The organism is Cetobacterium sp. ZWU0022, assembly GCF_000800875.1.
In the GTDB taxonomy this organism is placed as follows: Bacteria; Fusobacteriota; Fusobacteriia; order Fusobacteriales; family Fusobacteriaceae; genus Cetobacterium_A.
This window is the reverse complement of record NZ_JRJZ01000041.1, coordinates 119,102-140,067: the sequence shown is the minus strand read 5'-3', so window position 1 is coordinate 140,067 and position 20,966 is coordinate 119,102. Positions and strand designations below refer to the sequence as shown.

Below are 20,966 nucleotides of genomic sequence, written 5' to 3'. Positions count from 1 at the left end.
CTTAATAATATTGCTCTTAAAGTGTAATTTTAAAATAAAATTTAATGAAAATTAGTGAATTTAAGAACGTTTATTTATGAGAGATAATACCATAAATTCATAAATAATTCAACCATTTTTTAACATATAGAGGATTCTAATTTTTTATATACAATAAACAAACTTCAAGGTTTACAAAATATTTAATATAAAAAGTTTGACAAACAAACAGTTATATAATACAATACGGTGTAAATGTTGTTATTTACGCCAACCAAAAAATTAGTCAAAAAAATGAAGACCATTCCCAGGGTCTTCTTTTTTTATATAATTTATTGTAATAAAAAAAGCCTCACTATTTAGTGAGGCTGAAATTTTTTAAATTGGCGGAAGCGTGTAGGAATCGAACCTACCAGCGATTTGACTCGCCAAGACAGTTTTGAAGACTGCTGAGTACACCAGTAGCTCACCCGCTTCCAATTTATAAAATTATTATAGCATAAAAAATTAAAAATTAAAAGGGGAAAAAGTTTTTTTAAAACCAATTTTTTCACAAAGATAGATACTGTATATATTCTCTTCAATATCATTTTCTTTAAAAAGTGAAATTATTTTATGTATATCTTCTATTTCAGCTTTAATAGAAAATCCACAACTAGACTTTAATTCTCCAGGAAGTGGAATTATTTGTACAGAAACTCCAGCTTCAAGTAAAAATTTCTCAATTTTCATAACTAAATGAGTAGAATCAAAGGTTATAATTAAAAATTTTTCAATATTCATTATGGTCTAATCACCTTTTTAGCTTTTATTTGTTGTTCTATAATATTATACATGTTAGTTACTGAACCAGTACCTAAAGATGTTTCTAAATGATAGAAATTAAGACAAGCTCCACAAGATAAAATTTCGACTCCTCTTTCCTCTAAAGTTTTTAAATCTTTTATAGTTGATTCATTTGAAGCTGTTAAAAATACACCTCTGTTATAGAAGAGAATAGCTTTAGGAAGATTTTCCATCTCTGTAAGGGTGTAGATAAATCCTTTCATAAGTGTTTCTCCTAGTGCTGAATCCCCATCTCCCATTTTGTCAGAAGCTATAACAATAACAGTATCATCATTTTCTAATTTAACAGATTCATTTACATTTAAAAGTGAAGATTTTTTTTCTATTTGGATTAAAAAGATATCGCCTTCACTTTTAGAAGAAAAAGAATATCCCATCTCTTTAGAGAATTTTTCAATATTTTCTTTAGAGATTTTATTGTCGACAGATATTTCGATAGTACCTTCTGTTATATTTTTTAAAGCGTTTTTAGTCATAATAACTGGCATAGGACAAGTTTGCCCAATTGCATTAACTTTTATCATAAAACTCCTCCTCATAATTATTTATATACGTTTAATTATACAATATTTAAAACAAAAATTATACTTTTAAATTAAGAAACTTAGTGAAATAAAATCGTTGATTTTTGATGTAAAAGATGGTACTATAAAGGCTGTTTTTAAAAGATAATATAAAAAATAAGGAGTTGAGAATGAACAAGAAATATCTATCTGTATCATCTTTAGTAATGATGATATTCTTAGGAGTATTTGGATTTGGAAATATTGCCAATAATTTTAAAGAAGTAGGAATGTCTTCCGCCACGATGTTAGTTATCGGAATTGTTTTTTACTTCTTACCACTATGTTTGATAATGGCTGAATTTGGATCTTATGCTAAAGATAGAACAAGTGGAATATACTCATGGATAGAGATTGGATTAGGAAAGAAAATGGCATATTTTGCGATATGGTCATATTTTATAGCAAATATATTTTATCTACCAACACTAGCAACAAGAGTACCTACATATTTAAGTTTTGGATTATTTGGTGATGCTAACATGTCAAATTCAGAGACAGCGTTGTTATCACTTGTAGCATTAGTTATATCATTGGTTATTGGAGTTAAATATCAGAAAGCAATAGGGGCTTTATCAAAACCAGTTGGATATATCTCTTTATTTACAGTTTTAATATTTTTATTAGCGGGAGTATATCTACATATGACAGGTGGAAGTGCGACTGAGTTAACAGTTGATATGTTTACGATAGATGTATCTTCTAAAACAGAGCTAGCAAAAGCCTTGGGGTCATTCTCTTGGATACTATTTGCATTTGGAGGAGGAGAAGTTGTAGGTCCATATGTAAATCAAGTAAAAGAACCTGAGAAAAATTTTGTAAAAGGATTATTAATAGCATCACTTTTAATAGGAGCTCTTTATGTGATTGGAATCATTTCTGTTTCAGCGTTTGGAACTCAAGAAGATTTTTCGAAAATATCTTTAATAAATGCAGTTTTAGCAGGATTTAAATTTATGGGAGATAAAATTGGACTAGGAATGTGGTTTGTTAAACTGATGGGGTTAGCATACACGTTGATAACATTGGTGGCATTGATTTTATGGAGTACATCATTAGCAGCGGGAGTATTCAGTGAGGCACCAGAAGGAACATTCCCGGATTGGTTAACTAAAAAATCTGAGAAAACAGGAATTTTAATAAACGCTTTAGTATTCCAAACAATATTAGCATTTTTATTTATAGCTTTAACGATTTTCGGAGGAGAGGCAGCAGGAGAGTTATATTATAGAGTTTATGATATGACAACAATGGCATTGATAGTTCCATACTTCTGTTTGGGAATAAGTTACATATTCTTTAGAAAGAAAGGGATTAAATCACCATTCCAAATTTCTAAAAATGATACATTATCAATATTTGCTGGAATTTCAGTATCAGCGATGACATTTATAGCATTTATTTTTGCAGGATATAATTTTACTGTTCCAGTTCTTCAACAGATGGAAAAAATTAAATTATATTATGGTGGTTTATTGATGTTTATGTTAATTGGAATATCAATTAAGTATCTAAGTGAGAAGAGTCATAAAGCAAAAGAGAATAGAAATAAGTAAAAACAGAGGGTAGTATTATACTACCCTTTGTTTTTTTAATTATAGTAAAACTCTATAATCATCTATTTTTTTAGTTATTTTATTATGATCAAATTCTTCAAGATATATTAAAGCAATTTTTCGACTACAGCCTAAAAGATCTTTAAATTGAGCAAGAGTAATTTTGTCATTGTTATTGAAAAAGAGATTTAATTGAGTTAAAGCTTCTTTATAAAAACCATTTAAAATAAAAATCTCGCCAATCTCTATTATAAAATTATTTTTTAAAAGATATATGAAAATATCTTTAAACAATTTATTCTTAAAGAGGTCATTTAATTTATTCTTGTTAATGCCATTAAATTTTTCTTTTTTTAAAATAGAATAAATTTCATCTTTCATATTTTTTTCGTCTTTAGATAATTTAACTTTAAAACTTTCCAAAGAAACGAATCCATTAACCTCTTTAAAATATTCTGGAAAAAGTTTAATTATATTTAGATTATTAAAAAAGATACTGTTAATAGTGGCTGAAGATACTCCAAGACTTAGAGGATTCTGTTTGTGGAAATTCTCTAGGTAAAGAGATATGTTTGACTTTATTTTTTCAAAATTATTTTTATGAATCAATAGATCTTCATCATGAAATAAAAGGATATCTTTTTCTTTCGAAAGATCTATCTCTTTTAAATTAAACTCTTTTTTTAGACTTTGAATTGAAACGAAAAAACCTTCATCTAAAAGATATTCAGAGAAATTGATTTTTTTATTTAAAAAATAGTTTAACTTTTTGAGATATTTTAAATTATTTTTTTTAGTTGGAACAGCATTTGGGTTTAAAATACGAATACTACCTAATAATGTAGACTGAGAAAGGCTCCTTAATATTCCAATATCGTCAAAGTCAACACAGATATACTCATCCATTATTAATTGAAAGAAAATAGAATCTGAATATTCATCTTTAAGATATTTTAGCTTACCGTAATATTCAGCAGTTCCTATATTTAATCTTATTTTTGTATTATTCTTTGGAGTTTCACCATTATATATTTTAGAGAATAAGACATCTAATATTTTTGTATAAATAATAGAACCGTTACTAAGAATCGCCCCTCTTTTAACATCTTTTGCATTTATATTACTAATATTCAGAGCACATCTTTGATGAGAGAAAACTTGTTCGACATCTTTTCCATGAACTTGAATTCCTTTAATTTTAACTTTTTGCCCTTGTGGAAAAATAGTTAAAATATCACCTTTTCGAATATTTCCAATAGAGGTCCCACTAACAATAGTTCCAATTCCTTTAGGAGAATAGATTTTATCGATATCCAATCTGAAGAAATCAGAACTCTCCGAAGTAGATTGTTTAGAGGTTTCGAATAAACTTAATTCAGATATAATTAAGTTATAAAGAGTTTTAAAGGTTTGAGAATCTTTTGAACTAACTTCAATAATTGGAAAATTATTAAAGTAACCATCTGAAAAAGTTTGAGATATTTCAGCTTTGAGTTCTGAAACTCTAGAGTCATTGACTAAATCTCTTTTTGATAAAACGATAATTCCGTGTTCAACTCCTAATAATTTTAAAATCTCTTTATGTTCAATAGTTTGTGGCATAATTCCATCATCAGCAGCAATAAGAAAAAGAACAAAATCAATTCCTTTAGCTCCAGCAACCATATTTTTTATAAATTTTTCATGTCCAGGAACGTCAATTATGCTTATAGTTTTTCCATCAGGTGTAAGGAGAGGGGCAAAACCAAGATCAATGGTCATGCCCCTTTCTTTTTCCTCTTTTGAATTATCAGTATCTATATCTGTTAACATTTTTACTAAAGTTGTTTTACCGTGATCAATATGACCAGCAGTTCCTATAACCCAGTTTCTCATAAACTTCTACTTTCTAAAAAAACTTTAAAACTATTTAAAATAATTGAGTACTCATCACTGTGAATAGTTTTTAAATCTATAATAAAGTGATCATTTTGAATTCTACCTACGATTGGTGTAGAAGCTTTTAAGAAAAACCTATTCAATTGCACAGAATCTAGAGATTTTATAAGAACACCATAACTTTCAATACTTGCATCAGGCATTGAACCTCCACCAATAATTGCAGAAGTTTTGATGATGTCGCAATCAATGTTAAGAGTTTCTAATAGACTTTTTAAAATATTGGCTCTATCTAAAACGTTTTCTAGAGGTTCTAAGATTCTATTTAAAGTAGGATTTTTTTCAACAGCCACTTTTTCATCACAATATTGTTTAAAAACAAACTCAAGAGCTGTTATAGTCATTTTACAAACTCTAAAAGCTCTTAAAAATTGATTTTTTTTAAGTCTATCGATTAAAGATTTTTTACCTATAATAACTCCACATTGAGGACCACCAAGAAGTTTGTCGCCACTAAAAGTTATTAGATCCATTCCTGATTGGATAGAATCAAAAATAGTCGGTTCTTTTTTTATTCCATATTTCGAAAAATCAACAAGTACACCACTACCTAAATCTTCCATAGAGATTATGTTTTTATCTTTTGCTAAATCAGCAATCTCTTTATTGCTAACAGATTTGGTAAATCCGGAGATATGGTAGTTCGATGTATGTACTTTCAAAAGCATAGATGTGTTTTCATTTATAGCTTTTTCATAGTCGATAAGATGAGTTCTATTTGTAGTTCCAATTTCAACTAACTTAGCGTTAGATAATTCCATAATATCTGGAATTCTAAAAGAACCACCAACTTCAACAAGTTCTCCTCTTGAAATAACAACCTCAGTGTTTTTACTAAATTCATTTAAACACAACATAACAGCAGCAGCATTGTTATTAACAACAAGAGCTGCTTCAGCTCCAGTTACCTTGGCTATAAGGTCTTCAACATGAGAATATCTGCTTCCTCTTTCACCAGTCTTTAGATCGAACTCTAAGTTACTGTATCCAGCAAGTGAATTAGCTAGATGATCAATTAGTTCTTTAGAAAATAGAGCTCTACCTAAATTTGTATGTAGAATAGTTCCAGTTCCATTTATAACTCTTTTTAAGTTGAATTCTAAATTTTTTGATAATGATTTAGTAATCTCAATCTCTATATCATCTAATGAATAGCTAGAGATAGTTTCATTTAAAATATTTTTTCTGAAAAGATTAATGCTTTCATTTACAGCATCATAAATTTCTTTATATGGTTTATCTTTAAAAAACTCTTTCTCTTTAAGTAGATCAATTATTTTATCTACTTTTGGTAGGTTTCTTAAAAGAGTTTGTTTGTTATTCATAATTTTCCCCTTATCTAACTACAATATATTTTCCAGTAAATTTATCAACAGTTCCAATTAAAGCTGATTTTATTTTTAAGTTATTTAGTTTTTGCATAACTTCTGCAGCATATTTTGAAGGAAGAGAAAATAGTAGTCCACCAGATGTTTGTGGATCTAACATAATCTCTTGTAGCCAGAATGGAACAGAGGATATATCTACTTTATTGTTTAAGTAGTTTCTATTTTTTTGTCCCATAGAGTTTATATAGAACTCTTTAGCAAAATCTTTTGCAATATCAATATATGGAATAAGTTCCTGTTCTAAAGTAAATGTTTTTTCTGATGCGACAGCCATTTCGTAAGCATGACCTAAGAATCCAAATCCTGTGATATCTGTACATGCAGAAACAGGATAGTTCTTAATGATCTCAGCAGAGTATTTATTTAAAGTAGTCATAACTTCAATCCACTCTTCTCTTACATCTTCAGATAAAGTTTCCACTTTTGTAGCTGTTGATATAATACCAGTTCCTAAAGGTTTTGTAATAATTAAAACATCCCCATCTTCAGAACCGTAGTTTTTAAAAACTTTATCTGGATGTACTAAGCCAGTTACAGATAATCCATACTTTATTTCAGGATCGTGAATAGAGTGTCCACCACTTAGAACAGCTCCTGATTCAGCTATTTTTTCTGCTCCTCCTCTTAAAATCTCACCTAAGATTTCAATATTTTCCTTTTCAGGGAAACAAACGATATTCATTGCGGTTCTAGGTTCTCCGCCCATCGCATAGACATCACTTAAAGAGTTCGCAGCAGCGATTTGCCCGAATATATACGGGTCGTCAATCATAGGAGTGAAAAAATCTAAAGTTTGTATTAAAGCTATATCATCTGTTAATTTATATATAGCAGCATCATCAGATTTTTCAAATCCTACAATAAGATTTTTATCTTCCACACTCGGAAGATTTTTTAATAAATTTGAAAGAACCTCCGGTCCTATTTTACTCGCTCAACCACCGATTGAACATCTATCTAATAAAAGTTTCATTATAACCTCCTCTATCATTAAAATGAATTTTTAAATTATACCATATTTATATGTTTAATACCATACCACCTTCTAAATTATCAACAGTAGAAACAGTGATACTAGATTTATTTAGAATTTCTAAAAGTGTCAATAAAATTAAATTTCCAGCAATAATCACATCGGCTCTGTTAGGCTCTAATCCAATTATCTTTTTTCTATCATCTAAAGTTTTACTTAAAAATAGGAAAAGATTTTCTTCTAAATCGAATTTAGTAAGAACATGGCCATTAACTTCATTTTCTATAAACTTAGGAAGCCTTTTGACAATACTGACATTTGTGGTTACTGTTCCAGCCACTCCAATGATTTTAAATGAATTTTGACTAAATTTACTCAATTCATTGAAAAACCCTTTTAAATAGTTACGAGCTGAAAGTAGTGTCTCTTCGTTATAGTTTTCACCAGCAAAGAACATCTCTGTTAATTTTACAACTCCGATTGGAAAACTTTTAACATAATCTATTCCATTGTAGTTACCAATAGTTATTTCGCTACTTCCACCACCGACATCAATAGTAGCAATTTTTTCTCTGTATATATTGCTATTCCCGTTGAAGCTTAACTTCGCTTCGATCTCGCCAGGAATAACAAGAGTATTTATATCAAATTCATTTTTGATTCCTTGAACAAACATACTTCCATTGCTAGCTTCTCTAGTAGCGGCCGTAGCAAAAGCGATAAGTTCAGTGACTCCCATAGAATCAGATTTTTCTTTGAATTTTTTAATTATTTCATAAGTTTTTTCAATAGATTCTTTAGATAATACACCAGTTTGATTTAGATTTTTTCCTAATCTAGAAACTTCTAAATCTTTAAAAATAGGAGTTATTATCTCAATTTTATTATTAGACTTCTCAACTTCAGCAATAAAAATTCTACATGAGTTAGTTCCAATATCGATAACACCTTTTAAAATCCTATTTTTGAAATGTCTATTAGCTTCTAAAATAATATCTTTTTCAACAGGTAGATTTTCAAAAACTCCATTTTTATCTATAATAAATTTAATTTTGCTATAACTATTTTTTTTGTCTTTTTTCATTACATTGATTAACATCTCTTCATCTATATAGATAGGATTTGAATCGATTCTATATAGTTTAAAAAGTTCAATGATAGAATTTATATATACATCAGTTGTAAAACCTAAAAGTTTTGATATTTGAAGTTCAAATACAATTCCTTTTGCAACCCCTTCACCATGGGACATGTGTTCATAGTCAAAAAGTGTTTCTAGTGCATGTCCATAAGTGTGGCCAAGATTTAGAAATGCTCTATCGGCTTTTTCAAATTCATCTTTTTCAACAAAATCTTTTTTAATTTTACAAGATTCATAAATCATCTCAATTAAAACTTCAGGCTTTAATTTTAGAATCTCTCGGTATGAATCTATAAGGAATTTTTGATAAGATTTATCTGTAGAAATTATGCTATGCTTTATAACTTCTCCCATTCCAGATTTAAATTGACACTGTGGAAGTGTTTTTAAAAAATCAATATCAATAATTACAGCTATTGGCTGTTTAAAAGCACCGATTAAATTTTTTCCAAGTGGATGATTAATAGCAACCTTTCCACCAATACTAGCATCAACCTGTGCCAATAAAGATGTTGGAACTTGTAAAAAATCTAGACCTCTCATAAATGTAGAGGCGATAAAACCACCTAAATCACAGATAACTCCACCACCGACACAGATGATTAAAGAGTTTCTAGAAAAATTATTTTCTATTAAAAATGAATATATCTCCATAGTGGTATCCATATTTTTATGAATCTCACCATCTTCAATTTTATATGTATAGGTTTTCTTTTTTGGTAGATTAGATAAAACTTTATGAGCATATAAATCTCCGATAGTTTTATTTGTTAAAAGTAGTATTTTGTCGTAATTTTCAGTAAACTCATTAAGTCTATTTATTGTATTTTGTCCAATAAGAATGTCGTATGAATTTATAGAGGTTTTCATAACTAAATTTTTCATAGAACTCTCCTTTTCTTTTTTGTTGTTACACTATATAAAGTATAATATTTTTATTAAAAAAAAGCAAATTTACAAAATATAAAAAGTATGGTATTTTATAGAAAAGTCAAAAAGAATCTGGAGGTTAAAAATGCAAGGATTTAAAACATTTATATTAATGCTAGTAATGACTTTCCTATTGCTATTTATAGGTGGAGCTATAGGTGGAAGAAATGGAATGACAATCGCTTTAGTTTTTGCAGGAGTAATGAATTTTGTATCATATTGGTTTAGTGATAGAATTGTTTTATCTATGTATAGAGCACAAGAGTTACCAGAGAATCATAAAGTATATTGGATAACTAAAAAATTAGCTGAAAGTGCAGGATTACCTATGCCCAAGGTCTATATGATAAACGAAAGTCAGCCGAATGCATTTGCAACAGGAAGAAATCCGCACCATGCAGCAGTTGCTGTTACAAGAGGATTGGTAGAATTGATGAATGATAATGAGCTAGCAGGAGTTATAGGTCACGAGTTAGGCCATGTATCAAATAGAGATATACTAATTCAAAGTGTAGCTGCGACATTAGCTGGAGCTATTGCTTATATGGCTAACATGGCAAAATGGGCTGCAATTTTTGGTGGTGGAAGAAGAGATGATGATGATAATCATGGTGGAATTTTTGGTCTCTTAGCGATAAGTATTTTCGCACCATTAGCAGCAATGATGATCCAGATGGCTATTTCAAGAAGTAGAGAGTATAAAGCTGATAAGTTTGGAGCAAAAGTAGCGGGACATCCAAGATATCTAGCTAATGCTTTAAGAAAGTTGGAATCATACTCAACAAGAATTCCAATGGATGCAGCACCGGCAACAGAAAATATGTTTATTGTATCACCACTAGCTGGAAATAAGATGGCTAATTTATTTAGTACGCATCCAAGTACAGCAGAAAGAATAAGAAGATTAGAAGAGATGAATTAATAAGTTTGAGCTAGATTTAAATCTGGCTCTTTTTATTTGACAACAGATGAGATATTGTTATATACTTTCAATAGTATATAAAGGCGGTGTAGAATAATGAACTGGAAGAGATTGTTAACAGAAAGTAGAGCTGAAATTAATGAATTTTTAGAAAATAGATTTGAGACATCAGATCTAAACTTTACAAATTTTTATTTATGGAGTTTTAGCGAAAATATAGAATACGCAATTCAAGATGATGTTCTTTATATAAGAGGTTATTACGAAGGAAAAGAGTATTACTTTGCACCAATTTCTAGAGAGAGAAATCAGAAAAAAATAATAGATGCAGTTAAATGGATAAAAAACCAAAATGGAAAACTAGTATTTATTCCTGAGGAGTATGCACAGTTTTTAGAAGGTGATTTTGAATTGAAAGAGGAGAGAGATTCATTTGATTATATCTATCTAAGAGAAGATTTAGCATTTTTAAAAGGAAGAAAATTTTCTTCGAAAAAAAATAAAGTAAATAAATTTATAAAAACATATGAGTATACATATGAAAAAATTTCAGATAGTAATATTGAAGAGGTTAGAGCTTTTCAACAAAAATGGAGTGAAAATAGAAAAGATGATGAGATAATTTTATCTGAAACTCTAGGAATTGAAGGAGTTTTAAATAACTATGAGAAACTGAAGTTGAGAGGTGGAGTTTTAAAGGTAGATAACAGGATTGTAGCTTATGCAATTGGTGAGAAGTTAACAGAAAATATGGGTGTCGTTCATATAGAGAAGGGAGACTTTGAATATATGGGAAGTTATCAGATGATAAATATGCTTCTTGCTAGAGAGGAGTTTCCAGATGTTGAATTTTTAAATAGAGAGGATGACTTTGGAAGCTTAGGTTTGAGAGAGGCTAAATTGTCATATCAACCGATTAAATTTTTAAAAAAATATAGTATGTAAGATAATACAAGAGCTGAGGAGGTAATTTATGTTTAACGTTATTAATAAGATAGGGAAAAGTTATGATTTAAATGTTGCTTTAACATTTGAAGGTGAAGTGGAGATTTGTGAGCATATCTCGGCAGGGAATAGGGAATTAATAAAGAAGTTGATAGATAAAAAAGAGTTTACAGGGAAAAAAGGCGAGTTATTAAAAGTAGATTTTTTAGAGGGAGAGTATCTGATTTCAATGGCTTTTCTTGGAATGGGAAAAGAGGATGAATTTAGCCTTGATATCTATAGAGAAGTGATGTTTGATTTCTTATCTAAAGAGAAAGGTTCTATTTTAATATCTTCAGATAAAACTATTCTTACAAATTATGAAATCTTAGGAGAGATAGTATCTAATGTTAACTATTCATTTGATTCGTTCAAAGAGAAGAAAGCTAAAAAATTACAAGTAGAATTATTCATCTCAGGAGAGGAAAAAAACATTTCAGAAACTGTTCTATTAGGAGAAGCTACGGATATAGCGAGAGATTTAGTTGATCAACCAGCAAATGTTATTAATCCAGTTACTTTAGCACAAAAAGTAGTTGAGTTAGGAGCTGTATACGGATTTGAAGTAGAGATCTTAGATGAAAATGATATAGAGAGATTAGATATGAATCTACTATTAGCTGTTGGAAGAGCTTCAATAACAAAACCTAGATTAATAGTGATGAGATATTTAAATGGAAAAGACAAGAATGAAAGAATAGGATTGATAGGAAAAGGGTTAACTTATGATACAGGGGGTCTTTGTATAAAACCAGCAGACTCTATGTTTGAAATGAAAAGCGATATGGCAGGAGCAGCCTCTGTTATAGGTGCTATGTGTGCTATTGCAGCAGGAAAAGTGGAGAGAGATGTTATAGCGATTGTTCCAGCTTGTGAAAATGCCATAAATGAAAATGCTTATAGACCTGGAGATATTATAAAATCAATGAATGGAAAAACAGTAGAGATTATAAATACAGATGCAGAAGGAAGATTAGCTTTAGCGGATGCAATAACTTATGCTGTAAGAAATGAAAAGGTTACTGAGATTGTAGATATAGCAACACTAACTGGAGCGATAATGGTAGCCTTAGGAAGTTTAACTACAGGAGTATTCTCAAATTGTGATGAGAAATATAATATGATAGAAAAGGCAAGTGAAATCCATGGAGAAAAAGTTTGGAGAATGCCATTATTTGAGGAGTATGCAGAACAATTAAAATCTACAGTTGCAGATGTCAAGCATACAGGTGGAAGAATGGGAGGTTCTGTAACAGCGGCTAAATTCTTAGAAGGATTTGCTGAAGGATTACCATGGATACATATGGATATAGCGGGAACTTCATTTAATAGTAGTGTTAAATGGCTTAAAAAAGGTGCAACAGGTGTAGGAGTAAAAGCTTTATATTCTTATGTAAAAAATAGATAAAAATTTTAAAAGGTGAGATAAGAAAGTTATGCTCACCTTTAATTTTATAGGTGGTGAAATTTTCATGATAGAAAATCAATTGAAAAAAATGTGGAGAGATCTTTTTTGTGATGAAATTGAATACATAAATTGGTATTTTGAGAGGATTTATAAAGAGAAAACTACAAATGTAGCCCTAGAAAATGAGATATTAGTAGGTATGTTATATCAAAACTATTATCATTTATCCATAGATAGAGATAGGTTTTTAGGACGTTATCTTGTTGGGGTTGGGGTAACGCCAGAAAAAAGAGGAGAGGGAGTTATGAAATCTCTTCTTTTAAAAACCATGAAAGAAGCTTATGAATATGGAGAAGAGTTTATATATTTGACTCCAATCGATAAAAATATCTATGAGAGATTTGGATTTGGATTTATATCAAAACTTTCGATGTATAATCTACCTTTTTTTAAACTAGAAGATATGAAAAAAGAGTTTAGAGTTCAAAAAATTTCAGAAGAGAATTATGATGAAAAACTTTTAATAGATTTAAAAGAATTTTATAGAGAGATTACAAAAGAGTTTTACATAAGTGTGGCTAGAGAGAAAGATGACTATAAAAATATTTTATCAGAGATATTTTGTGAAGAGGGAAATGTTTATCTAAGTTATGATATAAGTGGGAAAATAAATGGGTATATGAGTATACTCAGAGATGAGAGTATATTTATAAAAGAGCTTTTATTTAAAGAGAAAGCTGCGTTAGAAACACTACTATCGGTTGTTTATGGATATAAGGATTACGCAGATGAAATTAAAATCATATTACCTGAAAACACATATTTAGAAGATTACTTTAAAAGTGAAAACCAAATAAGAAAAACTTCGAAGAATAAAATTCAAGTTAGAATTTTAAGAGTTGAAAAGACTTTAAATAGGCTTTCAAAGGAGATGTTTGATGGTGAAGACTTAACTATTTATATTCAAGATAACTACATACATGAAAATACAGGGGTATATAAAGTAAGAAAAAATAATGTAGAAAAAACAGAAGGTGAATTTGATATAAGTTTAAGCATAAGAGATTTCACAGTCATGGCTTATGGATTTAGAGATTTTAACTCTTTAAAAAAAATAGAAAGTTTTTATATAAAAAATAAGGATAAAGAGGAGATGTTAAGTAGAATATTTAAGAAGAGAATAAACTATTTTAACCAAGACTTTTAATTATTTTTAAGGAGGGGCCATGGAGAGTAGGATAGACTATGTAGATAAACACCTCGGAAGTTTAGAGGATTTTGTAAGAGGGAGTTCAAAATATTATTTAGAAACTTGGAGAAGTGACAAAATAAAATTTAATTTCGCTGCATTTTTATTTGAAGCTCTGTGGTTTGCTTATAGAAAAATGTATGATTGGGCATTTGTCTTGTTGACAATAAATATTTCAATAAATCTATTGACATTTTTGGTTCTTATAAAAACTAAGTTTTACATGGGAGGAATGTTATTAACCCTTGTAATTAGAATTTTTTTAGGTTTTAAAGCAAATGATATATATTATAACAGAGCAAAAAAAATTCTTGAAAAGTGTGAGTTTGAACCCGAAGATAAAGATTGTGGGACAAGTTTATTGGGTGTTTCCTTAATAGTATTTTTAGGGATAATATTTCAAGTTTTATTGGATTTTTATTTGGGGATTACTTTATATTATCAAAGTTAAAAAGAGCTAGACAAGGTGACTAAAACTTGTCTAGCTTTATTAAATTTGAATTAAAATTATTTCTCCATATAGAAAGTGACGTTTAAACTGGCAGTAACTTCGATGTTACTTGGAACAGTTACTGGAATTGGAGCACTATCACCTTTGAATGTTCCATTGAGCATAAATGGAAGTGGTCTAGGTGAATTGAAGTTTAAATCGATATTTTTAGGAGTTATTTTTAAATTTTCTAAGTTTGCAATTAAAGAAGCTTTAGATTTTGCATCCTCATAAGCTAATTTATAAGCGTTATTTTCAAGCTCTTTTCTATCTGCAATATAAAAATTTACTTCTCCAATATTATTTACTCCGCCTTTATTTAAAGCTGTTAAAATTTCACCTGCGTTTTTCAAATCGTTGCTTGTTATTGTTATTTGATTTCTAACAAAATATTTCATATCGTTATTAGAATTGCTGTTTGTATTGTAGTCAGTTCTATAATTTAAAGTATAATTTTCGGTTTTTAGGTTACTATCTTTTAGTCCAGCTTTCTTTAGAAGCTTTATTGTGTTGTTGATGATATTTGTGTTTTCAGTTATAGCTGTTTTAGATTCTTTATCAGAAGTTTCAACGGTAGCTATAAGTGAAAATGTATCTGGTTTTCCAGAGACAGTTCCTGTTCCTGTAACGGATATTGTCGGAGTATCATTAGCAAGAACTACAGAAGATGCTAAAATGAAAATAGAAGTTACTATCTTTTTCATGATTAAAACCTCCTAGAATTTTTTTAATATTAAATTTTTTAATGATAATTTAGGAACATAATGAATATTATTTTCTAAATCTCTATGATATTTTAAATTATCTTCATTTCCTTCAGTAAGAACTACTCTATCTGTAGGTTTACCTAAAGCTACAAGAATTTGAGGAGAGTATTTCTCAAGGTCTAAATCAAGGATTTTAGGAATTTCCATCTTATTAAAAGAACCAATTAAACATCCTCCTAAATTAAGCTCAGTTGCTTTTAAGAGAATATTTTGCGAAGCGATTCCAATATCCATTCCTAAAGTAATCGGAGGTAAAGGAGAATCCTTTAAGCTACTAATAAGGATGTAGGCTTTAGGTCCCTCTTCTAAAGTAGGGCTCCAAGGGATTGCTCCTGCCCAAGCTGTATGTGGAAATATTTTGTGACATAAGCTTGCAGAGTTTACAAGAGTATATCTTAATGTTTGACTATTTCTAGCTGAGCCACCTAATCTAGCAGCATTAATCATCTTTTCTAAAGTGTCAAAATCAATCTCTGTTGAATCAAATGTTCTATAAGAACGAGTCTTTAATAGTAATTCATCTAACATAAAAAACCTCCTTAACATTTTAAATCAATACTACTTCATAAACAGTAAAAAGTCAACATCCTAAGAGGAAAAAGTAGACAATTGCTGTAAGTTATTATAAAATAGGTTATTATTTCTAAGCAAAATAGGGAGGATTGAAATTTATGAATTTTATATATGATAGAAAAAAAACTGCAGTAGTTTATAAAGATAAAGAATATTCATACTATGAACTTATTAAAATGGCTAAAATATATTCTGAGTTATTAAACATAGAAAAAGAAGATAGGGTTGTTGTGTTCATGGAGAATAGACCTGAATATATGGCTGCTGTTTTAGGTGTGTGGGATAAAAAAGGAACGTGTACAAATTTAGATGCTAGTTATAATTCAGATCAATTGGAGTATGTTTTTAATGATTCTCATCCTAAGTATATAATAACGTCTAATGAGAATATAGAGGTTGTAAATATAGCAAAGTTAAATTCAAATTCTGACATAATTATTTTAAATGTAGATGAAATTGATATAAAAAAAGAGATAAGAATGGAAAATGTAGCAATTGAGTGTCTGGAAAAAGAGGCAGTAGCGGTTATGTTATATACATCTGGAACAACAGGAAACCCTAAAGGAGTAATGTTAACATTTGATAATATAATGTCTAATGTTGAAGCAATTAAAGAGATAAAAATGGTAGGGGCAGAAGATAGATTATTAGCTTTATTACCGTTTCACCACATATTACCATTATCATTTACAGTATTGATGCCTTTGAATTTTGGATGTTTTGTTGTTATTTTAGATGAACTTTCTTCAGAAGCTATAAAAAGAAATTTACAAAAATATAAAATCACTATTGTAATAGGAGTCCCTAGAGTATGGGAGATGTTCCATAAGGGAATAATGGGTAAAATAAAAAGTAGTCCAGTTACTTATAAACTATTTAATATTTGTAAATCTTTAAATATTATTCCATTAAACAAAATAATATTTAAAAAAATTCAAGAGGCTTTCGGAGGAAATATAAACTTTTTAGTTTCAGGAGGAGCGAAGTTAGATAAGGAGATATGCGAGGACTTCAATGCCTTTGGATTTAAAATGTTAGAAGGGTATGGGTTAACAGAAACATCACCAATTATATCTTTTAATAGAAAAGATAATATTATTCCAGGAACAGTAGGAGTGCCATTACCTGGAGTAAAAGTAAAGTTAGAAACAGATGGAGAGATTGTAGTTAAGGGTAGAAACGTAATGAAGGGCTATTATAATAAACCTGAAGCGACAGCAGAAGCTATAGATGAGGATGGATGGTTCCATACAGGAGATTTAGGGCAATTTGATGGAGACCATTTAAAAATAATTGGAAGAAAAAAAGAGATGATAGTTTTATCAAATGGAAAAAATATAAATCCATCAGATGTAGAAGCTGAAATTATAAGAGAAACAGATTTGATTGAAGAGGTTGCAGTAACTGAGTACCATAAACATTTGGTAGCGATTGTATATCCTAACTTTAAAGTTTTAGAGGAGAGAGGAATAGCAAATGCAAAAGATGCTCTTAAATGGGAGGTTATTGATAAATATAATGTAACAGCTCCAGCTTACAGAAAAATATTGGATATAGTCGTAGTAAAAGAAGAACTTCCAAAAACAAAATTAGGTAAATTAAGAAGATTTATGTTAAAAGATTTAGTAGCTGGAGTGACTGCGAAAATCGAGGGATCAGAAGATGAAATTGCGCCTTCAAAAACTGTTGAGAAAAAAATATCAACTTCAAAGGAGATAAATACAGAAGAGTTTAAACAGATTTCTAAATTTATAAATACTTTGCATGATGATGCACATATAATACCAGAATCTCATTTAGAAATTGATTTAGGGTTGGATTCTTTGGATATAGTTGAGATTATAACATATATTCAGAATACATTTGGAGTAACTATAGCAGAGGAGGATTTTGCAAGAATAAAAACAGTAGAAGCGTTATGTCAGTTCGTAAGAGAGAAGGGTGGAAATTTTGAAGAGGGTGAAGTAAATTGGAAAAAGATATTTGATGAACCAGTTGAGTTAGATATGCCAACTTCAAAGGTTGTCGTACCAATTACAAATATCTTAAAACCGTTATTTACTCATTATATAAAATTAGAAAAGGATACGAGTAAACTTCAAGGTAGCTCACCAGTTATATATGTTGGAAATCATCAAAGTATGTTAGATGCATTTGCCTTTAGTCAAACTTTACCAAAGGATATTCTGAAAAATACATATTTCTTAGCAATAAATATTCATTTCGAAGGAAAAGTGAAAAAATATTTAGCGCAAAATGGAAATGTAATATTAGTTGATATGAATAAAAATCTAAAAGAAACATTGAAGATAGCAGCAAAAGTTTTAAAAGAGGGTAAAAATTTAGTTATATTCCCAGAAGGAGCAAGAACTAGAGATGGAGAGATTCAAGAATTTAAAAAGACATTTGCAATATTGTCAAAAGAGTTGAATATTCCAGTAGTTCCATTTGCAATAAAAGGGGCTTATGAGTTAATGCCGTATGGAAAGAATAAACCATCTTCAGGAAAAATGAGTGTAACAATATTAGATAAAGTATCTTCTGAAAATAAGACGGTTGAAGAGATTTTAAAACTTACAAAGCAAGAGATTATGAATAGCTTAAATTCATAATAAGAGATAAAATATAAAGCTGAGAGAAAAAAGATACTCTCAGCTTTCCTTATTTCATTGAGTTGAAATAATAACACAAGTATGTTATAATCATTCTGAGATTAAAAAAACACCTGTAATAATTGGGAGGAAAAATTGGAATTTGTAAAAAATCATAATAAAACAGCGATATTTTATGAGGGTAGAGAATATTCATATAAAGAGTTAATAGCTGGAGCAAAAGAATATGCTACTATGCTAGATTTAGAAAAAGAGGGGAAAGCCGTAGTATTTATGGAAAATAGGCCAGAATTACTATATGCTTTTTTAGGAATCTGGGATAAAAAAGGAACATGTGTGTGTTTAGATGCAGCTTCAAAAGTTTCTGAGTTTCAATACTTTATAGAGGATTGTAGGCCAAAGTACATATTTGTATCAGAGAATACTTATGAGGTTGCAAGGGAAGCAGTAGAGATTTCTGGCGTGGATACAACAATTTTAAATGTAGATAAAATTGATTTATCAAATGCAAATAAAGAGGGGATAATCTATTCTCCAGATGGGGATGCAGTTGCTTTAATCCTTTATACGTCGGGGACAACAGGAAGTCCAAAAGGAGTAATGCTAACATTTGATAATATTTTAGTAAATATAGAAGGTCTTAATAAGTATAATATGTATCAACCAACAGATAGAGTATTAGCTCTATTACCGATGCATCATATATTCCCACTTTTGGGTTCTGGAATAGTTCCATTACAACAAGGAGCAACTATAGCATTTTTAAAAGAATTATCATCACAAGCTATGGTAGATGCGTTAAAGAACTATAAAATAACTATGATGATAGGAGTTCCTAGACTTTGGGAGATGCTTCATAAAAAAATAATGGAGAAAATTAACTCAAATAAAGTTATAAAAACATTGTTTAAAGCTGCAGAGAAAGTAGATAGTAAAGATTTCAGTAAGAAATTATTTAAAAAGGTTCATGAAGGATTTGGAGGAAATATAAGATTCTTTGTATCGGGAGGATCAAAATTAAATCCAGAAGTTTCAAGAGATTTTAAAACTTTAGGAATAGATGTCTGTGAAGGATATGGACTTACAGAGACGGCACCGATGATATCATTTACTCCGATAAATCAAGTTGTACCAGGTTCAGCTGGAAAAATAATGGATGGAGTAGAAGTTAAGATAGCTGAAGATGGAGAGATTCTTTCAAGAGGAAGAAACCTAATGAAAGGATATTATAATAAACCAGAGGCAACGGCAGAAGTAATAGATACTGATGGTTGGTTCCATACAGGAGATTTAGGAGAGGTAAAAGGAGAGTATCTGTATGTAACTGGAAGAAAAAAAGAGATGATAGTTTTATCAAATGGAAAAAATATCAATCCTATTGAGATAGAACAATGGATAATGTCGAATACTGATCTAATAGAAGAGATGGTTGTAACTGAATATAACGCTTTATTAACAGCAGTTGTATATCCTAACTTTGCAAAGGTGAAGGAGCATAGAGTTACAAATATAGCTGAAACATTAAAAAATGAAGTTATTGATAAATATAATGGAACTGCACCAAATTATAAAAAGATTTTAGATTTAAAAATAGTTCAACAAGAGTTGCCGAAAACAAAAATCGGAAAAATAAGAAGATTTATGGTTACTGATTTGTTAGAGGGTAAAGTTGAAATAGAAAAAGAGGAGAATGCTCCAACATTTGAAGAATATGTTGTAATTTCAGAGTATTTAAGCAATTTAAAAAGTAAAAAAGTTACATCTAAGGCACATTTAGAATTGGATTTAGGATTGGATTCGCTAGATTTAGTTGAATTTATGGCATTTGTTCAAAGTAGTTTTGGAGTGAACTTAACAGAAGAGATTTTAACAGAAAATCCAACGGTTATAGCAATATCTGAATATTTAAAAGAAAATTCAGAAGGTTTAGAAGTAAAGGATATAGATTGGAAAACAATATTAGAGAAGGAGAGTTTAGAAGGATTCCCTAAATCTAACTGTGCCGGAAAAATAGTAAAAACAATTTTAAAACCTTTATTCTCTGGATATATTAAAATAGAAAAAGAAACAGTGGAAAACTTAGATGTAAATAAGCCGACTATCTTTATAGGAAATCATCAAAGTTTCTTAGATGGATTTATATTTAATCAAAGTGTAGATAATAAAATATTAGATAATACATATTATTTAGCGAAAGTAGCTCACTTCCAAAAAGGATTTATGAAATCTTTAGGTGAAAACTCAAATGTGATGTTAATAGATATAAATAAAAATTTAGCAGAGACACTACAAAGTGCAGCGACAGCTTTAAGAAAAGGAAAGAATATAGTTATATTCCCAGAGGGAACAAGAACTAGAGATGGAGAGATGAAGGAGTTCAAAAAGTTCTATGCAATTTTAGCTAAAGAGTTAAACGCAGATATAGTTCCGTTTGGAATTAAAGGTGCTTATGAACTGTTCCCAGCTCATAGAAAAACTCCGATGAAAGGAACTGTAAAAGTTAAATTCTTCCCGAAAGTTTTACCAGCAACTTTAACTGTTGAAGAGATTGTAGAGAAGAACTCTAATGATATAAAGAGATGGTTAGAAATAAAATAGTGAGATAAAAATAAAGGTTGCCTTTCAGGCAACCTTTTTCTTATTACTA

The 20,966-nt window shown here is 29.5% G+C and carries 16 protein-coding genes and 1 tRNA gene; 8 read left to right on the top strand and 9 right to left on the bottom strand.

From position 1 onward, the window contains the following. Nucleotides 1-363: 363 nt before the first annotated feature. The 3 genes from L988_RS04450 to yedF all read right to left on the bottom strand — a co-directional run bounded on the left by L988_RS04450 (nt 364) and on the right by yedF (nt 1,349). Nucleotides 364-457, bottom strand: a tRNA-Sec gene (locus tag L988_RS04450). A gap of 29 nt (nt 458-486) precedes the next feature. After that, nucleotides 487-762 carry a DUF3343 domain-containing protein gene (locus tag L988_RS04445; RefSeq protein WP_052191685.1) on the bottom strand — a complete coding sequence of 92 codons (276 nt, stop codon included), beginning with the start codon at nt 760-762 and terminating at the stop codon, nt 487-489. Continuing rightward, nucleotides 762-1,349: a sulfurtransferase-like selenium metabolism protein YedF gene (gene yedF / locus L988_RS04440; protein WP_047381979.1), complete on the bottom strand. Its 588-nt coding sequence runs from the start codon at nt 1,347-1,349 to the stop codon at nt 762-764. The genes L988_RS04445 and yedF overlap by 1 nt, the downstream gene beginning before the upstream one ends. Nucleotides 1,350-1,519: 170 nt before the next feature. Between yedF and L988_RS04435 the strand changes: the two genes are divergently transcribed. After that, nucleotides 1,520-2,944 (top strand): amino acid permease, encoded by a 1,425-nt coding sequence (locus L988_RS04435; RefSeq protein ID WP_047381977.1) that lies wholly within the window; start codon nt 1,520-1,522, stop codon nt 2,942-2,944. Nucleotides 2,945-2,983: 39 nt separating this feature from the next. Here the strand turns inward: L988_RS04435 and selB are convergent, their stop codons facing one another. The 4 genes from selB to aroB form a co-directional block, all read right to left on the bottom strand. Then, complete coding sequence (gene selB / locus L988_RS04430) at nt 2,984-4,819, bottom strand: selenocysteine-specific translation elongation factor (RefSeq protein ID WP_047381974.1); 1,836 nt, start codon at nt 4,817-4,819, stop codon at nt 2,984-2,986. Beyond that, a complete protein-coding gene (gene selA, locus L988_RS04425) occupies nt 4,816-6,207 on the bottom strand; it encodes an L-seryl-tRNA(Sec) selenium transferase (protein WP_047381972.1) in 1,392 nt (463 codons plus the stop codon). Before selA ends, selB begins: the two co-directional genes overlap by 4 nt. A gap of 10 nt (nt 6,208-6,217) precedes the next feature. Continuing rightward, on the bottom strand, nt 6,218-7,195 hold the full coding sequence (selD, locus tag L988_RS04420; protein ID WP_197053376.1) for a selenide, water dikinase SelD: 978 nt from the start codon (nt 7,193-7,195) through the stop codon (nt 6,218-6,220). Nucleotides 7,196-7,289: 94 nt separating this feature from the next. Then, entirely contained in the window at nt 7,290-9,269 is a 1,980-nt protein-coding gene (gene aroB / locus L988_RS04415; RefSeq protein ID WP_052191684.1) for a 3-dehydroquinate synthase, read from the bottom strand. A 130-nt stretch (nt 9,270-9,399) separates the two neighbouring features. Between aroB and htpX the strand changes: the two genes are divergently transcribed. From htpX to L988_RS04390, 5 genes are all read left to right on the top strand, one after another. After that, nucleotides 9,400-10,236 carry a zinc metalloprotease HtpX gene (gene htpX / locus L988_RS04410; protein ID WP_047381968.1) on the top strand — a complete coding sequence of 279 codons (837 nt, stop codon included), beginning with the start codon at nt 9,400-9,402 and terminating at the stop codon, nt 10,234-10,236. Between the two features lie 96 nt (nt 10,237-10,332). After that, the gene (locus L988_RS04405; RefSeq protein WP_047381967.1) at nt 10,333-11,181 is read left to right on the top strand and encodes a DUF2156 domain-containing protein; all 849 of its coding nucleotides are present in this window, start codon (nt 10,333-10,335) and stop codon (nt 11,179-11,181) included. Nucleotides 11,182-11,209: 28 nt separating this feature from the next. Then, nucleotides 11,210-12,628 (top strand): leucyl aminopeptidase, encoded by a 1,419-nt coding sequence (locus tag L988_RS04400; protein ID WP_047381966.1) that lies wholly within the window; start codon nt 11,210-11,212, stop codon nt 12,626-12,628. Between the two features lie 64 nt (nt 12,629-12,692). Further along, nucleotides 12,693-13,835, top strand: coding sequence for an enhanced intracellular survival protein Eis (gene eis / locus L988_RS04395; protein ID WP_047381965.1), 1,143 nt, complete (start codon nt 12,693-12,695; stop codon nt 13,833-13,835). A 19-nt stretch (nt 13,836-13,854) separates the two neighbouring features. Beyond that, nucleotides 13,855-14,328 carry a DUF2628 domain-containing protein gene (locus L988_RS04390; protein ID WP_047381963.1) on the top strand — a complete coding sequence of 158 codons (474 nt, stop codon included), beginning with the start codon at nt 13,855-13,857 and terminating at the stop codon, nt 14,326-14,328. Nucleotides 14,329-14,384: 56 nt separating this feature from the next. On the opposite strand, the gene L988_RS04385 is transcribed toward L988_RS04390, so the two are convergent. Both L988_RS04385 and L988_RS04380 read right to left on the bottom strand, forming a co-directional pair. Continuing rightward, nucleotides 14,385-15,071: an SIMPL domain-containing protein gene (locus L988_RS04385; protein ID WP_047381962.1), complete on the bottom strand. Its 687-nt coding sequence runs from the start codon at nt 15,069-15,071 to the stop codon at nt 14,385-14,387. Between the two features lie 12 nt (nt 15,072-15,083). Further along, nucleotides 15,084-15,662: a nitroreductase family protein gene (locus L988_RS04380; RefSeq protein ID WP_047381961.1), complete on the bottom strand. Its 579-nt coding sequence runs from the start codon at nt 15,660-15,662 to the stop codon at nt 15,084-15,086. A 143-nt stretch (nt 15,663-15,805) separates the two neighbouring features. On the opposite strand from L988_RS04380, the gene L988_RS04375 reads away from it, so the two are divergent. Together L988_RS04375 and L988_RS04370 are read left to right on the top strand one after the other, a co-directional pair. Further along, nucleotides 15,806-18,319, top strand: coding sequence for an AMP-binding protein (locus tag L988_RS04375; RefSeq protein WP_047381960.1), 2,514 nt, complete (start codon nt 15,806-15,808; stop codon nt 18,317-18,319). A 135-nt stretch (nt 18,320-18,454) separates the two neighbouring features. Beyond that, nucleotides 18,455-20,917, top strand: a complete 2,463-nt coding sequence (locus tag L988_RS04370; protein ID WP_047381959.1) for an AMP-binding protein — start codon at nt 18,455-18,457, stop codon at nt 20,915-20,917. Nucleotides 20,918-20,966 lie beyond the last annotated feature (49 nt).